Annotated in this window: 19 protein-coding genes and 1 tRNA gene; 13 read left to right on the plus strand and 7 right to left on the minus strand. The window is 59.8% G+C overall.

Features of this window, described 5'->3' with window-relative positions:
• Positions 1 to 13 precede the first annotated feature (13 nt).
• The 6 genes from tatB (at position 14) to ASF70_RS13295 (ending at position 6,126) form a co-directional block, all read left to right on the plus strand.
• Positions 14 to 769: a Sec-independent protein translocase protein TatB gene (gene tatB, locus ASF70_RS13270; protein WP_062580348.1), complete on the plus strand. Its 756-nt coding sequence runs from the start codon at positions 14 to 16 to the stop codon at positions 767 to 769.
• Positions 769 to 1,593, plus strand: a complete 825-nt coding sequence (tatC, locus tag ASF70_RS13275) for a twin-arginine translocase subunit TatC (protein ID WP_062457539.1) — start codon at positions 769 to 771, stop codon at positions 1,591 to 1,593. The genes tatB and tatC overlap by 1 nt, the downstream gene beginning before the upstream one ends.
• Positions 1,594 to 1,647: 54 nt before the next feature.
• Positions 1,648 to 2,928 (plus strand): serine--tRNA ligase, encoded by a 1,281-nt coding sequence (gene serS, locus ASF70_RS13280; RefSeq protein ID WP_062580349.1) that lies wholly within the window; start codon positions 1,648 to 1,650, stop codon positions 2,926 to 2,928.
• Between the two features lie 11 nt (positions 2,929 to 2,939).
• On the plus strand, positions 2,940 to 3,695 hold the full coding sequence (gene surE / locus ASF70_RS13285) for a 5'/3'-nucleotidase SurE (RefSeq protein ID WP_062457534.1): 756 nt from the start codon (positions 2,940 to 2,942) through the stop codon (positions 3,693 to 3,695).
• Positions 3,696 to 3,726: 31 nt separating this feature from the next.
• Positions 3,727 to 4,380, plus strand: a complete 654-nt coding sequence (locus ASF70_RS13290; RefSeq protein WP_062457531.1) for a protein-L-isoaspartate(D-aspartate) O-methyltransferase — start codon at positions 3,727 to 3,729, stop codon at positions 4,378 to 4,380.
• 156 nt (positions 4,381 to 4,536) lie between these two features.
• Positions 4,537 to 6,126: a peptidoglycan DD-metalloendopeptidase family protein gene (locus tag ASF70_RS13295; RefSeq protein WP_062580351.1), complete on the plus strand. Its 1,590-nt coding sequence runs from the start codon at positions 4,537 to 4,539 to the stop codon at positions 6,124 to 6,126.
• A gap of 78 nt (positions 6,127 to 6,204) precedes the next feature.
• Here ASF70_RS13295 and ASF70_RS13300 read toward each other — a convergent pair whose 3' ends face one another.
• On the minus strand, positions 6,205 to 7,074 hold the full coding sequence (locus ASF70_RS13300) for an ATP-binding protein (protein ID WP_062581391.1): 870 nt from the start codon (positions 7,072 to 7,074) through the stop codon (positions 6,205 to 6,207).
• A 212-nt stretch (positions 7,075 to 7,286) separates the two neighbouring features.
• On the opposite strand from ASF70_RS13300, the gene yajC reads away from it, so the two are divergent.
• The 4 genes from yajC (at position 7,287) to ASF70_RS13320 (ending at position 9,525) form a co-directional block, all read left to right on the plus strand.
• Positions 7,287 to 7,640, plus strand: a complete 354-nt coding sequence (gene yajC / locus ASF70_RS13305; protein WP_062457522.1) for a preprotein translocase subunit YajC — start codon at positions 7,287 to 7,289, stop codon at positions 7,638 to 7,640.
• Positions 7,641 to 7,698: 58 nt separating this feature from the next.
• Positions 7,699 to 8,085: an Mth938-like domain-containing protein gene (locus ASF70_RS13310; protein ID WP_062581393.1), complete on the plus strand. Its 387-nt coding sequence runs from the start codon at positions 7,699 to 7,701 to the stop codon at positions 8,083 to 8,085.
• Between the two features lie 3 nt (positions 8,086 to 8,088).
• Positions 8,089 to 8,955, plus strand: coding sequence for a phytoene/squalene synthase family protein (locus tag ASF70_RS13315; RefSeq protein WP_062580353.1), 867 nt, complete (start codon positions 8,089 to 8,091; stop codon positions 8,953 to 8,955).
• A 90-nt stretch (positions 8,956 to 9,045) separates the two neighbouring features.
• Entirely contained in the window at positions 9,046 to 9,525 is a 480-nt protein-coding gene (locus ASF70_RS13320; protein WP_342366082.1) for a hypothetical protein, read from the plus strand.
• A 4-nt stretch (positions 9,526 to 9,529) separates the two neighbouring features.
• Here ASF70_RS13320 and trmFO read toward each other — a convergent pair whose 3' ends face one another.
• From trmFO to ASF70_RS23645, 3 genes are all read right to left on the minus strand, one after another.
• Complete coding sequence (gene trmFO, locus ASF70_RS13325) at positions 9,530 to 10,951, minus strand: methylenetetrahydrofolate--tRNA-(uracil(54)-C(5))-methyltransferase (FADH(2)-oxidizing) TrmFO (protein ID WP_062580357.1); 1,422 nt, start codon at positions 10,949 to 10,951, stop codon at positions 9,530 to 9,532.
• A 165-nt stretch (positions 10,952 to 11,116) separates the two neighbouring features.
• Complete coding sequence (locus tag ASF70_RS23640) at positions 11,117 to 11,260, minus strand: DUF1127 domain-containing protein (RefSeq protein WP_082471896.1); 144 nt, start codon at positions 11,258 to 11,260, stop codon at positions 11,117 to 11,119.
• A gap of 258 nt (positions 11,261 to 11,518) precedes the next feature.
• Positions 11,519 to 11,665 (minus strand): DUF1127 domain-containing protein, encoded by a 147-nt coding sequence (locus ASF70_RS23645; RefSeq protein WP_082471897.1) that lies wholly within the window; start codon positions 11,663 to 11,665, stop codon positions 11,519 to 11,521.
• Positions 11,666 to 12,060: 395 nt separating this feature from the next.
• On the opposite strand from ASF70_RS23645, the gene ASF70_RS13330 reads away from it, so the two are divergent.
• The 3 genes from ASF70_RS13330 (at position 12,061) to ASF70_RS13340 (ending at position 15,585) form a co-directional block, all read left to right on the plus strand.
• Positions 12,061 to 12,145: transfer RNA gene (locus ASF70_RS13330), tRNA-Leu, on the plus strand.
• Positions 12,146 to 12,291: 146 nt separating this feature from the next.
• A complete protein-coding gene (tig, locus tag ASF70_RS13335; RefSeq protein WP_062457509.1) occupies positions 12,292 to 13,776 on the plus strand; it encodes a trigger factor in 1,485 nt (494 codons plus the stop codon).
• A 186-nt stretch (positions 13,777 to 13,962) separates the two neighbouring features.
• Positions 13,963 to 15,585: an ABC-F family ATP-binding cassette domain-containing protein gene (locus ASF70_RS13340; protein WP_062580358.1), complete on the plus strand. Its 1,623-nt coding sequence runs from the start codon at positions 13,963 to 13,965 to the stop codon at positions 15,583 to 15,585.
• A gap of 75 nt (positions 15,586 to 15,660) precedes the next feature.
• Here the strand turns inward: ASF70_RS13340 and ASF70_RS13345 are convergent, their stop codons facing one another.
• From ASF70_RS13345 to ASF70_RS13355, 3 genes are all read right to left on the minus strand, one after another.
• Positions 15,661 to 15,999 (minus strand): hypothetical protein, encoded by a 339-nt coding sequence (locus ASF70_RS13345; protein WP_082471898.1) that lies wholly within the window; start codon positions 15,997 to 15,999, stop codon positions 15,661 to 15,663.
• 225 nt (positions 16,000 to 16,224) lie between these two features.
• A complete protein-coding gene (locus tag ASF70_RS13350; RefSeq protein ID WP_244474038.1) occupies positions 16,225 to 16,668 on the minus strand; it encodes a GNAT family N-acetyltransferase in 444 nt (147 codons plus the stop codon).
• A 79-nt stretch (positions 16,669 to 16,747) separates the two neighbouring features.
• Positions 16,748 to 17,962 (minus strand): NADP-dependent isocitrate dehydrogenase, encoded by a 1,215-nt coding sequence (locus ASF70_RS13355; RefSeq protein WP_062457500.1) that lies wholly within the window; start codon positions 17,960 to 17,962, stop codon positions 16,748 to 16,750.
• Positions 17,963 to 18,163: the final 201 nt, after the last annotated feature.

Below are 18,163 nucleotides of genomic sequence, written 5' to 3' on the forward strand. Positions count from 1 at the left end.
GGAGCCTCGCTGAATGTTGGATATCGGTTGGACCGAGCTACTTGTCATTGCCATTGTGCTTATCGTGGTCGTAGGTCCCAAGGACTTGCCGCCCATGCTGCGCGCTTTCGGGAAGATGACATCAAACCTGCGCAAGATGGCGGGTGACTTTCGGACGCAGTTCGACGAGGCGCTTCGCGAGGCAGACATGGATGACGTCCGGAAGACGATTTCGGACGCCAAGAGCCTCAATCCCGCCAACAGCCTGCGCGACGCGATAAATCCGCTTCGCCAGATGGGGCAGGACATCCGAAACGATCTGCAAAAGGCGACGCATATGCCGTCGACGCCGACGCCGGTGAGCACGGATGTCGAAGCGCAGCATGCTGTCGAAGGTGCTCCGGTCGCCGATACGGCGCCTGTTGTTGCGGCTGTACCGGTTACGCCCGTCACGGCATCTCCTGTTGCTGCGCCGACGTCCTCTGCTGTGACGCCGGCACCAGCGGAGGCGACAACGCCTGCCGAACCCGGTCGCGTTAGAAAGCCTCGCGCACCGAAGTTGGCGGCCACGGGTGAGCCGGCAGCTGTGGATAAGCCTGCAACGACACGCAGATCCACGAGGGCGGAGAAGCCTGCCCCAGTGGCGACGTCTGACGAACAGCCGAAACGTGTTCGCGTGGCCAAGGTCCCGGTGTCCGCACCTGAAACGACTGAGACGGCCGTCAAGCTTGCAGCCGCCCGCAAGCGTACCCCGAAGAAGCCTGTCGATACCCCGAAGGACGATGCCTGATGAGCGGTGATTACGAAGATAAGCCGCAGCCGCTTATCGAGCATCTGATGGAGTTGCGGACAAGGCTCATCTGGTCGATCGGCGCTTTCTTCCTCGCCTTCGTCGTGTGCTTCTTCTTCGCAAAGCAGCTCTTCAACCTTCTCGTCATTCCCTACAAATGGGCGGTCATCTGGGCAAAGCTCGATATCGCGAAATCCGAACTGATCTACACCGCGCCGCAGGAATTCTTCTTCACCCAGGTGAAGGTTGCGATGTTTGGCGCGCTGGTCATTGCCTTTCCGGTGATTGCCTCGCAGATCTACAAGTTCGTAGCTCCCGGCCTCTACAAGAACGAGCGGGCAGCCTTCCTGCCGTTCCTGATTGCCTCGCCTGTGTTGTTCCTCCTTGGAGGGGCACTGGTCTACTTCTTCTTCACGCCGATGGTGATGTGGTTCTTCCTGGCCATGCAGCAGGCGCCGACCGAAGGTGAAGTGGGGATCTCGCTTCTTCCGCGTGTTTCGGAATATCTCAGCCTCATCATGACGCTGGTTCTGTCATTTGGACTGGTTTTCCAGCTTCCCGTCGTCACGACACTGCTTGCTCGCGTGGGCATCCTGTCCAGCAAGTGGCTGCGCGAGAAGCGCAAGTTCGCGATCGTCATCGCCTTCGTCGTTGCCGCCGTCCTGACACCGCCGGATCCGATGTCCCAGATCGGTCTTGCTATACCGACCATCCTTCTCTACGAGATTTCCATCTACGCCGCGCGACTCGTCGAGCGCAGACGCGATGAGGACGCTTCGAGTGATGAGGCCTCGTCTGACGTCGCAGAGACGGAGAAGGCCTGAGGTTTTTCTCTCGATCGATATCGCAGCGGCCTCATGCTTTGAAGGCCAAGAATCATGCTCGATATCAAGTGGATCCGCGATAATCCGGAAGCTTTCGACGCAGCGCTGAACAAGCGCGGCGCCGAGCCGATGGCTGCCACCCTGCTTGCGATGGACGATACCCGCCGCAGCGTCATCCAGACGCTTCAGGATATGCAGTCGCGCCGTAACGCCGCCTCCAAGGAGATCGGCAATGCGATGGCGCAGAAGAATACCGAACTCGCCGAGAAGCTGAAGGCGGAAGTCGCCACCATCAAGGACACGATGCCGGCCGCCGAGCAGGAAGAACGGGCAGCTGTCGCAGCGCTCGATGATGCGCTGTCGCGCCTTCCAAACATTCCTCTAGACGATGTCCCCGTCGGCTCGGACGAATCAGGGAACGTCGTCACGCGCACGATCGGAACGAAGCCCGGCTGGAATCATCCCGCCAAGGAGCATTTCGAGATCGGCGAAGCGCTCGGCTATATGGATTTCGAGCGAGCCGCAAAACTCTCGGGCTCGCGCTTTACGGTGCTGACCGGACCGCTTGCCCGTCTTGAGCGGGCAATCGGTCAGTTCATGATCGACATGCACACCAGCGAGCACGGGTACACGGAAGTGTCGTCGCCGCTGATGGTAAAGTCCGAGGCAATGTACGGCACAGGCCAGTTGCCGAAGTTCGAGGAAGATCTCTTCAAGACGACGGATGGCCGCTACCTCATCCCGACGGCTGAGGTGACGCTGACCAACCTCGTGTCGGGCGAGGTTCTGGACGCCGAAAAGCTGCCGCTGCGCTTTACGGCGCTTACCCCGTCCTTCCGTTCGGAAGCCGGTTCTGCGGGTCGCGATACGCGCGGCATGTTGCGCCAGCACCAGTTCTGGAAATGCGAACTCGTCTCGATCACGGATCAGGAATCATCGATCGCTGAGCACGAGCGGATGACCGAATGCGCCGAAAACGTCCTCAAGCGTCTCGGCCTGCATTTCCGGACGATGACGCTCTGCACCGGCGACATGGGCTTCAGCGCCCGCAAGACCTATGACATCGAAGTCTGGTTGCCGGGACAGGATGCGTTCCGCGAAATCTCGTCCTGCTCGGTCTGTGGCGATTTCCAGGGCCGCCGGATGAACGCGCGCTATCGCGGCAAGGACGACAAGGCTTTGAAATTCGTTCACACGCTGAACGGCTCGGGCACCGCTGTCGGCCGATGCCTGATCGCAGTCCTCGAAAATTATCTCAATGAAGACGGCTCCGTCACGATCCCGGACGCGCTTCTGCCCTATATGGGCGGACTGACCAAAATAGAAAAAGCATAAGGCAGCCCTGAATGCGCATCCTGCTCACCAACGACGACGGTATCCACGCGGAAGGCCTGGCGGTTCTCGAACGCATTGCCCGCCAGCTTTCCGATGACGTCTGGATTGTTGCGCCAGAAACCGACCAGAGCGGTTATGCGCATTCCCTGACCCTGTCGGAGCCGCTGCGCCTGCGCGAGATCAGCGACCGGCACTATGCCGTGCGCGGCACGCCGACGGACTGCGTCATCATGGCGATGCGCCACGTCATGGGGGGCAAGCCGGATCTCGTTCTGTCGGGTGTCAACGTCGGCGCCAACCTTGCTGACGACGTGACCTATTCCGGCACGGTCGCAGGCGCCATCGAGGGCACCCTGCAGGGCGTCCGGTCGATCGCGCTCAGCCAGGCCTACCGCAAGGAGAACGGTCGCGTCCTGCCTTGGGATACGGCCGAATCGCATGGCCCGGGCCTGATCCGCAAATTGCTGGATACGGACCTTCCGGCCGGCACGTTTCTCAACGTCAATTTCCCGGCCTGCGCGCCTGACGACGTCCAGGGGACGGAAGTCACGTCTCAGGGCAAGACCGATTTCGATGTGGCGATCGACGAACGCCAGGATGGTCGAGGCTTCCCATACTATTGGCTGTACTTTGCCTCGCGTGTCGGCCGCCAGGCGGAGGGCACCGACATCAACGCCATCAAGGCCAATCGCATTTCAGTAACACCGCTGAAACTGGACCTGACCGACTATTCGGTGCAGGATCGCTTGATGAAGGCGCTGGGTTGAACCCAGATAACGTGGCAGGCGGAGTGACAGCTTGAAATCGGGCATGGTCGAGAAGGAAGGGTTTGCTGCACTTGTCTTGCGGCTCCGGTCCGCAGGCATTTCTAATATCGACCTTCTGACTGCCGTCGAGCAGACGCCTCGTTCGCAGTTCGTGCCGCCCACGCTTTCTCAGGAAGCCTATTCCAGCCGCACGGTCCCGATCGATTGCGGTGCCTTTATGGAAGGGGCAGATCTTGCGGTTCGCCTTCTGGCCGCTCTGCAGGTGAAACCCGGTCATCGCGTTCTCGAAATCGGTACCGGCAGCGGTTTTACAGCCGCCGTCATCGGCCGCATCGCAGAACGGGTTCTGACCGTAGATCGCTATAAGACGCTCACCGTTGCGGCGCAGGCCCGCGTTGACGCGCTTGGAATGCGCAACGTCATTGTACGACAGGCGGATGGCAGCAACGGGATGCCGGGCGAGGGCACGTTCGATCGGATATTCGTGACCACGGCATTTACGGTTCTGCCGCGATTCTATGCGGAGCAGCTGACCCATGGCGGTTCGATGGTTGCGCCGCTGATCGGCGACGACGAGACCTGCATGATGGTGAGGCTCACCAAGACCGGGAGCCGGTTTGAACGGGAAGACCTGTTCACCGTGCCATTCCTGCCGATCATTCCGCAGATGGCGGCAGCGCTTTAAGCTGGTTCGGCTTTGGTTCCGCTCCTGCCAAGCGCTTCCAACTCATGGTTAGCGAATTATCAAAAAAATCGCATCTCTTCCGACACTTTAACCCCACAGTAAGACTAACGCGCTTTAATGACTCCCACGATGGTTGCGTGAGTGTAGGTCGAGTCCATGCGTGTCAACAGTGCACAAAAAGTCGGAAAATCAGTAGCTAAGCTCGCAGTTGCGGCTTTGCTGGCGAGTGCGGCCACTGGCTGCAGCTCGGATTCGAGCCGTTTCTCCGGGCTGTTCTCCAAAGATGAGCTGACAACGGCTTCAATACCCCAGCGTCCGGTCGGCGGGGCCTATGGCCAAGCGCCAATGCCGCGCGACGATGTGCGGTCGGGCCAGGCGGTGGCACCGGTTCAGCAGGATTACGGTTCGCGAAATACCGCGATGAACCAGCCTTACCCGGCCCAGTCCGGCGGCTATTCATCACCGGCCCGCGCCGCTTCGGCGCCGATGGCTGTCCAGCGCAACGAGTTGGCAGCTCCCGGCATGCCGTCTGCTCAGGCGTCCGCTCCCATGGCGTCCCGTGCACCGATGGCGGCTGACCGCGGTCAGGGCACTCGCCAGGAATCCATGGCCCAGTCATACCCGGGTCGTAGCGGTGGTTCGCAGTCTCTGACGGCTCCCACACCGTCGACCGCTCGAGGCGACAACCTGACAACGGCTTCGACGAAGCCGATGTCCGGCTGGTCTTCGGTCAACGCTCCGCGGGTAACGCTCAAGGCAGGCGAGACCGCATCGACCCTGTCTTCCCGCTACGGCGTTCCTGAAAAGGAAATCCTGAAGGCCAATGGCGGCGCTGTGAAGCCGGGCCAGACGATTGTCATCCCGACCTTCGGCCCGTCCCGTAATTCCGCGAAGACTGCGGCGTCCGATATCGACCTGCAGAACAAGGCGCCAGCGCCCACCCAGCAGACCGAGCAGAAGGTTGCCGTTCTGCCGACGCCGACCCGCGACAAGGCGATGGCGGAGCCTGGCAAGATCACACCTCCGGGCGGCAAGCCTCTCGGTGGCACCTACACGGTCAAGCCTGGCGACAGCCTTGCAAAGATCGCTCGCGAAACCGGCACGCCGATTGATCAGCTGAAGGCCGCAAACGGTCTGACGACGGACGGTGTGCGGGTCGGCCAGAGCCTGAAGGTCGGTGGTAGCTCGGTTGCGACCGATCCGGTCAGAACCGCATCCATCCCGGAAAAGCCGGCTGCCCAGCCGAAGCCTGCTGCACCGTCGCCTGTCGCCGAAGCAGCACCCGCAAAGCCTGCGCCACAGGAAACAGCATCGCTGTCGGACGTCGAGAAGAAGTCCGATGTGTCTGCCGCTGCACCGCAGTCGACCGGCATTTCGAAATATCGCTGGCCAGTCAGTGGCGCGGTCATCGCCGGCTACGGCGCCAACGTCAACGGCAGCCGCAATGACGGTATCGACATCTCGGTTCCCGAGGGCACGCCGATCAAGGCCGCTGAAAACGGCGTCGTCATCTATGCCGGCAACGGCCTGAAGCAGCTCGGAAACACCGTTCTGGTTCGCCACGACGACGGCAAGGTCACCGTTTACGGTCACGCCGGCAACATCAACGTCACGCGCGGCCAGAAGGTCACCCGTGGCCAGACTGTCGCCGCGTCCGGCATGAGCGGCGACGCTCAGCGCCCGCAGGTCCACTTCGAGGTGCGCAAGGATGCGACACCGGTTAACCCCATCACTTTCCTTGAATAATTGTAGTGCGTTTCAAGGGGACGGGAGAAAAGCGCAGCTTCGGCTGCGCTTTTTTCGTTTGCGGGCGGCTTCACGACATCACGGCGTGAGTGTCTTGCGCATCCGCCCGGCGAGATCCTGGATATACTGCCACGCGACGCGGCCGGAACGCCCGCCGCGCGTCGTCGCCCAGGCGAGCGCCTCGTGGTGCAGGGTTTCGCGGTTGAGGCCGAGATCGAAATGGTCGGCATAGCCGTCGATCATGGTCACGTAGTCGTCCTGACTACACTTGTGGAACCCGAGCCAAAGCCCGAAACGATCCGAGAGCGAAACCTTCTCCTCGACCGCTTCGGACGGGTTGATCGCCGTCGACTGCTCGTTTTCCAGCATATGCCGCGGCAAAAGGTGGCGCCGGTTCGATGTGGCGTAGAACAGGACGTTGTCCGGCCGGCCTTCGATGCCACCGTCGAGCGCTGCCTTCAGAGACTTGTAGGCCGTATCGTCGTGGTCGAAGGACAGATCGTCGCAAAACACGATGATGCGATGGCTGGATGCCTTGAGGATGTCGAGTAGCGCCGGCAGCGAGGCGATATCCTCGCGGTGGACTTCGACCAGTTTCAGCGAGACACCGGTCGACGCGCGGATATCCTCGTGCACGGCCTTGACCAGCGACGACTTGCCCATGCCGCGCGCGCCCCAGAGAAGGACGTTGTTTGCCGGATAACCTTCGGCAAACCGCAACGTGTTTTCCTGCAGGATGTCGCGCACGTGGTCAACGCCACGGATCAGGGTGAGGGCGACGCGGTTGGGGCGTGGCACGGGCTGCAGGCGCTGGTTTGTCGGCACCCAGACAAAGCAATCCGCGACAGTCCAGTCGTTGACCGCTGGTGGAGGGCCCGCCAGCCGCTCGACTGCGTCGGCGAGCCGGCGCACTTCAGACAGGATCAGGGCGTTGAGCTCGTCGGTCATCTGGTATTCCTCAAGACTTTTTGTCATCGGTCGCGCCCTCTCGGCCGCTTTTTTCAGCAGGTAACATGCTCGTTATTGCATCAAAAGCCGTAGAGCCGTGGATTCAGTACGCGGGAGGACCGCTTTCTGTTGCATTCCCCCGTGTCACAACTATATTCCGGCGGCTTATGACAGGGGGCTCGGCGCCTCCGCTTATCGTTTAGGAGTTCTTGATGTTCATTACTGAGGCATTCGCGCAGGCGGGTGGAGCGGCGCCGGCGGCTTCCGCAACAGACTCGATTCTGCAGATGGTGCTGCTCTTCGCACCTCTGATGGTGGTCTGGTATTTCTTCCTGATCCGTCCGCAGCGCGCCCAGGCCAAGAAACGCCAGGAGACCCTGACGAGCATTCGCCGTGGCGACCAGGTTGTGCTGGGCGGCGGCCTCGTCGGCCGGGTTTCGAAGGTTGTCGATGACAACGAAGTCGAAGTCGAAATCGCCGACGGCGTAAAGGTCCGCGCAATGCGCGCCTACATCGCCGAAGTCCGCGTCAAGGGCGAGCCGGTCAAGGCCGACACCGCGTCCTGACATCCGGCAGGCCCGCTCTGGCGGGCCTTTCCATTTTTAATCAATCAAGGACGCGATGATGGCAAAAGGGATCGAGATACGCGAAGCCCATTTCCCCGGTCGCGCCCAGATCGATGCCTACGGCAATGGCGGTTTCCGTTTTGCCGACATGTCGCATCGCGGGTCGATCCTCTGCCTTCCCTCAGGGATACACGGCTGGGATCTGGGCGAAGGTGAGCCCCTGACGGTTTCCTCCCTCTACAAGGTCCTCGACGAAGCCTCAGGCATTGAGGTCTTGCTGATCGGCACGGGCCAGAACCTGAAGCCGATACCTGCCGAGGTGAAGGCCGCATTGAAGGCGAAGGGCATCTCTTCCGACCCGATGAGCACCGGTGCTGCCGTGCGCACCTACAATATCATGCTCGCCGAATCCCGTGCCGTCGCCGTCGCGCTGATTGCCGTCTGACCCATGAGTGACGATCGTTCAACGAATGGCGAACTCTGTCTCGCGACGCTGCGAGACACGGACCGCGACCGCTATCTCGCATGCCTCCTGTCTCCGGAAGACAAGCGCCCGGCGCTCGCCGCGCTCTACGCCTTCAACGCCGAAATTGCGCGCGTCCGGGACATGGTCCGCGAGCCGCTTCCGGGAGAGATCCGCCTGCAATGGTGGCGGGATTTCCTTGAGGGTGGAATTCAGGCAGACGGGCTGGGAGACACGGGCGGCAATCCGATCGCTGCAGGACTGCAGGATGCGATCGAAACCTATCGGCTGCCGCGTCAAACGCTTGTCGCCATGACGGAAGCGCGAATCTTCGATCTCTACGACGATCCGCTCACTGACCGCAACGCGCTGGAAGGCTATGCTGGCGAAACCGCCTCGGCTTTGATCCAGCTTGCAAGCCTCATCCTTTCGCCCGAAGATGCCGCAAGGTCCGCACAGGCGGCCGGCCATGCGGGTGTTGCGCAGGCGATCGCCGGTTTCATCCTGCTTTTGCCGATCCATCGGCGCCGCAACCAGCTTTACCTCCCGCTCGATCTTCTGGCTGCCACCGGTCTTGACCGCGACAGCTTTCTGGCCGGCAGCGACAAACCTCGCATTTCCGCAGCAATTCAGGCCTTTGCCGGCCTTGGCCTCGAGCATCTCGACAAGGCACGACGTGCCGGTCCTCTTCCGCCCGCGCTCGTGCCGGCCTTCGTGCCGGTAGCGCTTGTCGAGCCGGTTCTGAAGCGCGCTTCACGCCGGGGTGCCGATGCTCTCGACGGAGACATGCAGTCTCCCCAATGGCGTCGTCAGTTGCAGATGCTGAAGGCTGCCGTCCTCAAACGCTTCTAGCAATCACCAGTCGCCACGCTTCACGCAAGCCTTGAGGGATAAATGCCCTCTATCGGCAGGTGCGCATCTGCCATCAGTGGAGAAGCAGTCTTGAGCCCTTTGGTAGTTTGGTCGATCGCCATCGGCGTGATGCTGGCCTTGGCCTTTTATGTTACCCGCCTGGTCAAGCACAGTGACGAGGACAGCCTTCACGATATGGGACTGGCGATACTCGAATTCGGTCGCGCCTATCCTGCCGAAGCCATCAGGAGCCTGCACAGCACAGCCGATGCGAACACGATCTTTGTGCGACTGCACGACAATAAGTCAGGCATCATGCGCAACCGTGGCAATCATTTCGCATGCCACGTAATCCGGCCCGGCCGCGTGCGGGTCACGCCGACGCCCGAACCGAAAGGCTTTTCGGCCGAATTCCTGGACTCCCCGACACAGAACGGAACTTTCGTGTTCAAGAATGAAAACGAGGCGGCAGAAGTGTCGCTTTGGCTTCTCGACAATTACGTGAGCGTTGCCGATCGACAGCTTCCGGCCGAACCGCAGCCGGCTTCAAACACCGGCCGCTCCGATTAGGCCTTTAAGCGATACCCAGCCACTCACGGCAGTCCTTCAGCGCGCGAACCGACATCAACTGCCGTTTCATGATCGTCTTGTCCTTGCCGCGAAAGCGTTTGACGCCTTCGGGTTTGACGATCGAGCCGGGAGCAAGATCCGGGAACAGGCCGAAATTGACATTCATCGGCTGGAAGGACCGTTTGCCGGGCTCTTCGTCGTGGACCAGATGCCCCCCGGTGATATGCCCAAGCAGAGAACCGAAGGCCGTTGTCGCCGGCGGCGGGACGATTTCTTCGCCCTTGCGCTCGGCAGCCGCAAAACGACCAGCCAGAAGACCGATTGCCGAACTCTCCACATAGCCCTCGCAGCCGGTGATCTGACCGGCGAATCGCAGGCCCGGCCGGCTCTTCAAGGTCAGCGAGTGATCGAGCAGCATCGGTGACTGGATATAGGTGTTCCGATGGAGGCCGCCGAGCCGTGCGAATTCCGCGTTCTGCAGCCCGGGGATCATCCGGAAGATCTCAGCCTGCGCGCCATACTTCAGCTTGGTCTGGAACCCGACCATATTGTAGAGCGTGCCAAGTGCATTGTCCTGCCGCAGTTGGACGACGGCATAGGCCTTGACGGTCGGATTGTGTGAATTGGTAAGCCCCATCGGCTTCATCGGACCGTGGCGCAGCGTTTCGCGCCCACGCTCCGCCATGACCTCGATCGGCAGGCAGCCATCGAAATAGGGCGTGCCTTCCCATTCCTTGAAGCCGACCGTATCGCCCGCAATCAGTGCATCGAGAAAGGCATTGTACTGCGCTTCGTCGAGCGGGCAGTTGATGTAATCCTTGCCTGTGCCGCCGGGCCCGACCTTGTCGTAGCGCGACTGGTACCAGCAGATATCCATATCGATCGATTCGCGGTGGACGATCGGCGCGATCGCGTCGAAGAAGGCGAGCTGGTCCTCTCCGGTCTCGGCCTGGATCGACTTTGCGAGATCGGGCGACGTCAGAGGACCGGTCGCGACGACGGCCAAGTCCCATTCCTCCGGCGGTAGACCGTGGATTTCCTCTCGCACAACGGTGATCAGCGGATGGTTTTCGATCGCCTGCGTGACTGCATGAGAGAAACCGTCGCGGTCGACCGCAAGTGCGCCGCCGGCCGGGACCTGATTTTTGTCGGCGCAGGCCATGATCAAAGAGCCGGCCAGCCTCATTTCTGCATGGATGACGCCGACGGCATTGGCCGTCGCATCATCGGAGCGGAAAGAGTTCGAGCAGACGAGCTCGGCGAGACCGTCCGTGCGGTGGGCATCGGTGCCGCGCACGCCGCGCATCTCGTGGAGAATGACGGGGATGCCGGCCTCAGCGATCTGCCAGGATGCTTCGGAGCCGGCAAGGCCGCCACCGACGACGTGGATTGGGGCAGGGGTAGGCGAATTCGATATAGTGCTCATGTCCGGCTCATTATCACGGCATTCGAACGGCCGGAATCAAAAAGGCACCTAAAAAGGTGCCTCTGATCATTCCTTGGGTGTCTCTTTGATCTTTTCGGATCATGGCGACTATCGTTCTCTCGCCATCACGACATCATATCGCGCTGGTCCATCACAATGGATGGATTAACGGAAGGAACGAGCGGCGATGCCGCGGATGTCGTAGCGGGTCAGACCAATGTCGTTGAGCGCCTGGTTGGAAAGGCTGCCGAGTTCATTGATCGTACGGCGGTAGCTGATCCAGTTCTTAGCGATGCGGATCGGGTTCATTTGGTGTTTCCTCAATCATCTTTTTCCCAGTGATCTATCGTCACCGGCGATGAGCTTCATATAGGTGAGACGCGCCGAAAGGTGCAGTGCAAAAAATGTGCGACTGCCATGCGTTTGTGCAATGAGTTGATGCTTTTTGCAGCTTCGTTCGAAAAAGCAGCAGTAGCCGTTTCGCTGCGTGAAGCACTATGCGCAAACGAAAAACGCCTCCCGAAGGAGGCGTTTTTAAACGGTAGACCGTTGGTCATTCTTTAGATCTTAGAAGCCGACTGCCGTGCGTGCAACGCGACGGATGTCGGAGCGGCCAATACCGAGGTCAGAGAGTTCGCGGTCCGACATGCGGCCGAGTTCCGAAACCGTTTCGCGGTACTTGCGCCAGTCGTTCAGCTTCTTTGCGATTTTCATGGTCGTTTCCTTCGTTGGTCAATGCCGGCTAATTGCTACCGGCTGCGTTGCTAATCGTTTTAAATGCTGCGCTGCGAAGGAAAAAGCGCGCATTTCGTATGCCACCTATGCATCTGTTGCATTGCATGCAGAAGGATCGTGCGGAAACTAGCTGTATCTGACCATAATTTGATCAGGCGCTGAATTTTTACGTCTATTACACCCACAATGAAGGCGCGTCGGGCCGTTTCTGTCCTGCTTGTCAGCTCGACCCGAGGCGAACGCAGTCTCCCTTCTGATCATCATCAAACAGGCGTCACAAACCTTCATTTTTCCTTTGCGTGTAGGAAAACGGGTGTTATAGAGACGCGCGCTCCGGAAGGCCTCTGGCCGCTAGAGTTTCGATGCCTAGGGGCGCGGGTATGGTGAAATTGGTAGACACGCCAGATTTAGGTTCTGGTGCCGCAAGGCGTGGGAGTTCAAGTCTCTCTACCCGCACCAGGATCGCTGGACGCGCTGTTCGCCGGTAACGGCAGGACGCGCTGCTTATGAAAGCCGCGGCTGGTCACTTTTTAGTTCCGGTGGTGTGCTCACGAAAAACACGAACGGCTGTATGGGCGCCGCCGCCACGATAAGAAGGTATAAAAATGCAGGTTACCGAAACGCTCGCTGAAGGGCTGAAGCGCGAAATCAAGGTCGTTATCCCTAAGCAGGATATGGAAGCCGAGCTCAACGTTCGTCTGGCCGACGCCAAGGACAAGGTTCGCATCAACGGATTCCGTCCGGGCAAGGTGCCGCTTTCCCACCTCAAGAAGACCTATGGCAAGTCGATCATGGCTGATCTCGTCAACGAGATCGTCCGCGAACGCCCCACCAAGATTCTGTCCGAGCGCGGCGAGAAGTCGGCAACGCAGCCTTCGGTATCGATGACCGAAGACGAGGCGGAAGCCGAAAAGATCCTCAATGCACAGGCTGATTTTGAATTCACCCTGACCTATGAAGTGATCCCGCCGATCGAGCTGAAGTCGACTGACGGTATCACCGTCGAGCGCGAAGTCGTTGAAGTGTCGGAAGACGAAGTCAACGAGCAGATCCTCAAGATCGCCGAGAGCGCCCGCACATTCGAGACAAAGGATGGCGTTGCCGCTGAAGGCGATCGCGTCACCATGAACTACCTCGGCAAGGTCGATGGCGAAGCCTTCGATGGCGGCACTGCTGAAGACGCAGAACTGGTCATCGGTTCCGGTCGCTTCATCCCGGGCTTCGAAGACCAGCTGGTCGGCGTCAAGTCGGGCGACGAAAAGCAGATCACCGTGACCTTCCCGTCCGAATATCCGGCTCCAAACCTGGCTGGCAAGGACGCGACCTTCGACATCACCGTCAAGGATATCGCTGCTCCGGCTGCCGTCGAGATCAACGACGAACTTGCTTCGACGCTTGGCATCGAATCGGTCGATCGTCTGAAGGAAATCGTCCGCGGCCAGATCGAAAGCCAGTACGGCAACGTCACGCGTCAGAAGGTCAAGCGTCAGATCCTCGACCAGCTCGACGAGATGTACAAGTTCGACGCGCCGCAGGGCCTCGTTGACGCCGAGTTCGACAACATCTGGCGCCAGATCAACACCGATCTGCAGCAGTCGGGCAAGACGTTTGAAGACGAAGAAACGACTGAGGAAGAAGCACGCGAAGAGTATCGCAAGCTTGCCGAACGTCGCGTCCGTCTCGGCCTGGTTCTCTCCGAAATCGGCGAAAAGGCCGGCGTCGAAGTAACCGAGGAAGAAATGCAGCGTGCACTCTACGCACAGCTGCAGCAGTTCCCGGGCCAGCAGAAGGAAATCCTCGATTTCTTCCGCAACACCCCAGGCGCTTCCGCTTCGCTGCGTGCCCCGATCTTTGAAGAAAAGGTCGTCGATCATCTCCTGTCCGAGGTCAAGGTCACTGACAAGACCGTGACGAAGGAAGAGCTGCTCGCTGAAGAAGAAGGCGAAGACGCGGACAAGCCTGCCAAGAAGAAGGCCTCGCCGAAGAAGGCAAAGGCTGAAGCTTCAGAGGCTGCAGAAGGCGAAGAAGCCGCTGCTCCGAAGAAGAAGGCAGCACCGAAGAAGAAGGCCGCTGAAGACAGCGCAGAGTAATCTTCTGAGATACAAATTGACAAAAGGCCGGGCAGGAAACTGTCCGGCCTTTTGCGTTTCAGTTTGTCGAGTGCTGCTTGAGCCACACACCTTGATGCTTGCGGTTATGGCACCATGAAACCCCGCGACATCCGGCCCATCCCGTGACATAAGGCTCGCCGAACGCGTCCTCACTTTCCGGCAGCCATGATCCGCATCGAGAATATCAGCAAGTCCAACAGTTCCCGCATCCTCTATATCGAGACCTCTGCGGCCCTGAACCGCGGCGAAAAGATCGGTCTCGTTGGCCCGAACGGGGCGGGCAAGACGACTCTGTTCCGGATGATCACCGGCCAGGAACTGCCCGATGAGGGACAGGTCACGGTCGAGAAGCATGTGACGATCGGCTACTTCAACCAGGACGTCGGAGAAATGTCGGGCGTCAGCGCCGTCACCGAAGTGATGGACGGGGCAGGGCCAGTCAGCAGCGTTGCCGCCGAACTGCGCTCGCTCGAAGCCGCGATGGTCGATCCCGACCAGATGGACGAGATGGATGCCATCATCGATCGCTATGGCGAGGTGCAGGCTCGTTACGAGGAGCTGGACGGCTATGGCCTGGAGAGCCGCGCCCGCGAGGTTCTGGCAGGCCTCTCCTTCAGCGAAGAGATGATGGACGGCGACGTCGGCAAACTGTCCGGCGGATGGAAGATGCGCGTGGCGCTTGCCCGCATCCTCTTGATGCGCCCGGACGTCATGCTGCTGGACGAACCGTCCAACCACCTGGATCTCGAAAGCCTGATCTGGCTTGAGGAGTTCCTCAAGAACTACGATGGCGCCTTGCTGATGACCTCGCATGACCGCGAGTTCATGAACCGCATCGTCAACAAGATCATCGAGATCGATGCCGGCTCGCTCAACACCTATGCCGGCGATTACGGCTTCTACGAACAGCAGCGGGCGCAGAACGAGAAGCAGCAGCTGGCGCAGTTCGAGCGGCAGCAGGCGATGCTGGCGAAAGAGATCAAGTTCATCGAACGCTTCAAGGCGCGCGCGTCGCACGCAGCCCAGGTGCAGAGCCGTGTTAAGAAGCTCGACAAGATTGAGCGGGTGGAACCGCCGCGTCGCCGCCAGACGGTCGCTTTCGAATTCCAGCAGGCACCGCGTTCCGGTGAGGATGTTGCAAACCTCAAGGGTGTCCACAAGGCCTATGGCAGCCGCGTGATCTATGACGGACTGGATTTCATGATCCGCCGCAAGGAACGCTGGTGCATCATGGGCATCAACGGCGCTGGCAAATCGACCCTTCTCAAGCTGATCGCAGGTTCGGCGGCACCCGACGTCGGATCCGTCGCGATCGGCGCCAGTGTAAAGATGGGCTATTTCGCCCAGCATGCCATGGATGTGCTGGATGGCGAGCAGACCGTGTTCGAATGGCTGGAGTCCGAGTTCCCGCGGGCCGGGCAGGGCGCGCTTCGCACCCTTGCCGGATGCTTCGGCTTTTCAGGCGATGACGTGGAGAAGAGATGCCGGGTTCTGTCCGGCGGAGAAAAGGCCCGTCTCGTCATGGCGGCCATGCTGTTTGATCCGCCGAATTTCCTGGTGCTGGACGAGCCCACCAACCACCTGGATCTCGATACCAAGGAAATGCTGATCAAGGCGCTCGCCGACTATGACGGCACGATGCTGTTCGTCAGCCATGACCGGCATTTTCTGGCCGAGCTGTCCAACCGGGTGTTGGAAGTGACCGCGGACGGCGTTCATCGTTTCGATGGCGGCTACACGGAATATGTCGAACGCACGGGTTACGAGGCGCCGGGTCTCGCAAGCTGATCCTGGACCAACCGACGCATCGTGAGGAGTCACAGTGAGCAGCCTACATCACCGGGTGGTGATGTAGGCACGGTGTCACTCGTGGATCGTGTAGGATCCCATCTTGCAGAGATCCTGCGAGTCTTCGAGGTCCTCGAGGCCTGAATCCTCGGTGAACTCGAAGCGCAGATCGTATTTGCAGACCCTGCGACCGTCAGCGATGGTGATCTCGATACTCTCGCCGGGCTCGAGAACATCCTTGCCGAACACATCTTCTTCCCAGTCGTCAACACCGACGGGCGACGTATAGAAACGCTCAAGCGTGCCGCTGGTCTTGTTCTTCAAGGTAAAGACGAGATCCGAGGCGTTGGATGTAGTGGTGCATGCAAAAAGAGCCGCCAGTGCAGCGGCCGCAATAAGTACAGTCTTTCTCACGGTAGTGTCCCTCAACCCAGAATTGGGGTAGGGAACATCTATCATTTCCATAACCGCAGACAACTAGCATGTTGGTTCATCATTAATTGTAGAGTATTGATAAACCGCAACTAATTAAGCCGTGCAGCATTGTCGGTGTCATCGGCGGAACGCGAGGTATCGCTGTGAAACCCGGCAGGAATACTGCTCAAAGTCCGGTTTAAGCCGCCTTGCTGGAAGCGTCTCTCAAAGCGGCTTGCGATACTGGATAAACCCTGGCGCCACAGCGAGACGGTCATAGAGACGCCTCGCGGCTGTGTTGTCTTCCTGCGTCAGCCAGTAGAGCCGACCGGCATTCTGGTCGCGCGCGAGCAGCGCCACCTTCTCGATCAGGGCTTCCCCCACGCCGCGTCCACGCTGGCTGCTGTCGACGTAGAGGTCCTGCAGATAGCAGGTCATGTCAGGTAACCAGGTCGAGCGGTGGAAGACCACATGCACGATGCCGACCATCTTCCCGTTCTCGTCGAAAGCGCCAAGTGCCTGCAGGGGCTCGTCATCATGGTGAAAGCGGGACCACGTGATGTCGTACTGTTCTTTCGGCAGTTCCGACTCGTAGAACTCGAGATAGGCTCTGAACAGGGGTTCCCATGCGGCACGGTCGGCAGGCTCAAGCGGGCGGATTGTCGTCACGGGCATCTCCTCGAGCAAAAAACAGAAACGGCGGGGATTATACCCCGCCGTTTGTCGAATTCTACTGAAGAGATGAGGCTTAGGCAGCCATAGCCGTCTTCAGGTTTTCATCGATCTTGTCGAGGAAGGCAGTCGTGGACAGCCAAGGCTGCTCCGGGCCGATCAGAAGCGCCAGATCCTTTGTCATGTAGCCCTGTTCGACGGTGTCGACGCAGACGGTTTCGAGCGTGGTGGCAAAGGTTGCCAGTTCGGCGTTGTCATCCAGCTTCGCACGGTGCGCGAGGCCACGCGTCCAGGCGAAGATCGAGGCGATCGAGTTGGTCGATGTCTCCTGGCCCTTCTGGTGCTGGCGGTAGTGACGGGTCACGGTGCCATGCGCAGCTTCGGCTTCGACCGTGCGGCCATCCGGCGACAAGAGAACCGAGGTCATCAGGCCGAGCGAGCCGAAGCCCTGTGCAACCGTGTCGGACTGGACGTCACCGTCGTAGTTCTTGCACGCCCAGACGTAACCGCCGGACCACTTCAGAGCCGACGCCACCATGTCGTCGATCAGGCGGTGTTCGTAGGTGATGCCGATTTCGGCGAACTTCGCCTTGAATTCGGCCTGGTAGACTTCTTCGAAGATATCCTTGAAGCGGCCGTCATAGGCCTTGAGGATGGTGTTCTTGGTCGACAGGTAGACCGGCCACTTCCGCATCAGGCCGTACATCATCGAAGCGCGCGCGAATTCGCGGATCGATTCGTCGAGGTTGTACATCGCCATGGCAACGCCGGCGCCTGGGGCGTCGAACACGTCCTTTTCGATAACCTGGCCGTCTTCACCGACGAACTTGATCGTCAGCTTGCCCTTGCCGGGGAACTTGAAATCGGTCGCCTTGTACTGGTCGCCGAAAGCATGGCGTCCGACAACGATCGGCTTGGTCCAGCCGGGAACGAGGCGCGGCACGTTCTGGCAGATGATCGGCTCGCGGAAGATAACGCCGCCGAGGATGTTGCGGATCGTGCCGTTCGGGCTCTTCCACATCTGCTTGAGATTGAATTCCTTCACGCGGTCTTCGTCCGGCGTGATCGTCGCGCACTTGATGCCGACGCCGTGCTTCTTGATTGCGTGAGCCGCATCGACGGTGACCTGGTCGTTCGTCGCATCACGGTTCTCGACGGAAAGGTCGTAATATTCGATGTCGAGATCGAGATAGGGAAGGATCAGCTTGTCCTTGATGAGCTGCCATATGATGCGGGTCATCTCGTCGCCGTCGAGATCGACGACCGGGTTCGCTACCTTGATCTTCTGCATGGACTTCCTCTTGCCGTAATGGGCCGTTTAGGCCTCAAAAATGATCAACGGGGGCGCTATAGCATCGCGGGGAAGAGAACGCAAAGATGGTGCGGTCTGATATGGCGCGATTCGGTTAGAAAATTGGAACATGCGCTCGCCATCATCATACTGCCTGAAATTGGCCCTCAAGATTGAGCATTGCCAAACATCGGGCGCGGC

Origin of the sequence: Rhizobium sp. Leaf321 (assembly GCF_001423215.1) — a bacterium.
Classification (GTDB): domain Bacteria; phylum Pseudomonadota; class Alphaproteobacteria; order Rhizobiales; family Rhizobiaceae; genus Neorhizobium; species Neorhizobium soli.

Bases quoted from the DNA above. Each gene is read 5' to 3' on its own strand.
- tatB (WP_062580348.1), top strand. From the start codon at position 14: ATGTTGGATATCGGTTGGACCGAGCTACTTGTCATTGCCATTGTGCTT.
- tatC (WP_062457539.1), top strand. From the start codon at position 769: ATGAGCGGTGATTACGAAGATAAGCCGCAGCCGCTTATCGAGCATCTG.
- serS (WP_062580349.1), top strand. From the start codon at position 1,648: ATGCTCGATATCAAGTGGATCCGCGATAATCCGGAAGCTTTCGACGCA.
- surE (WP_062457534.1), top strand. From the start codon at position 2,940: ATGCGCATCCTGCTCACCAACGACGACGGTATCCACGCGGAAGGCCTG.
- ASF70_RS13295 (WP_062580351.1), top strand. From the start codon at position 4,537: ATGCGTGTCAACAGTGCACAAAAAGTCGGAAAATCAGTAGCTAAGCTC.
- ASF70_RS13300 (WP_062581391.1), bottom strand. From the start codon at position 7,074: ATGACCGACGAGCTCAACGCCCTGATCCTGTCTGAAGTGCGCCGGCTC.
- yajC (WP_062457522.1), top strand. From the start codon at position 7,287: ATGTTCATTACTGAGGCATTCGCGCAGGCGGGTGGAGCGGCGCCGGCG.
- ASF70_RS13310 (WP_062581393.1), top strand. From the start codon at position 7,699: ATGGCAAAAGGGATCGAGATACGCGAAGCCCATTTCCCCGGTCGCGCC.
- ASF70_RS13315 (WP_062580353.1), top strand. From the start codon at position 8,089: ATGAGTGACGATCGTTCAACGAATGGCGAACTCTGTCTCGCGACGCTG.
- trmFO (WP_062580357.1), bottom strand. From the start codon at position 10,951: ATGAGCACTATATCGAATTCGCCTACCCCTGCCCCAATCCACGTCGTC.
- ASF70_RS23640 (WP_082471896.1), bottom strand. From the start codon at position 11,260: ATGAACCCGATCCGCATCGCTAAGAACTGGATCAGCTACCGCCGTACG.
- ASF70_RS23645 (WP_082471897.1), bottom strand. From the start codon at position 11,665: ATGAAAATCGCAAAGAAGCTGAACGACTGGCGCAAGTACCGCGAAACG.
- tig (WP_062457509.1), top strand. From the start codon at position 12,292: ATGCAGGTTACCGAAACGCTCGCTGAAGGGCTGAAGCGCGAAATCAAG.
- ASF70_RS13340 (WP_062580358.1), top strand. From the start codon at position 13,963: ATGATCCGCATCGAGAATATCAGCAAGTCCAACAGTTCCCGCATCCTC.
- ASF70_RS13355 (WP_062457500.1), bottom strand. From the start codon at position 17,962: ATGCAGAAGATCAAGGTAGCGAACCCGGTCGTCGATCTCGACGGCGAC.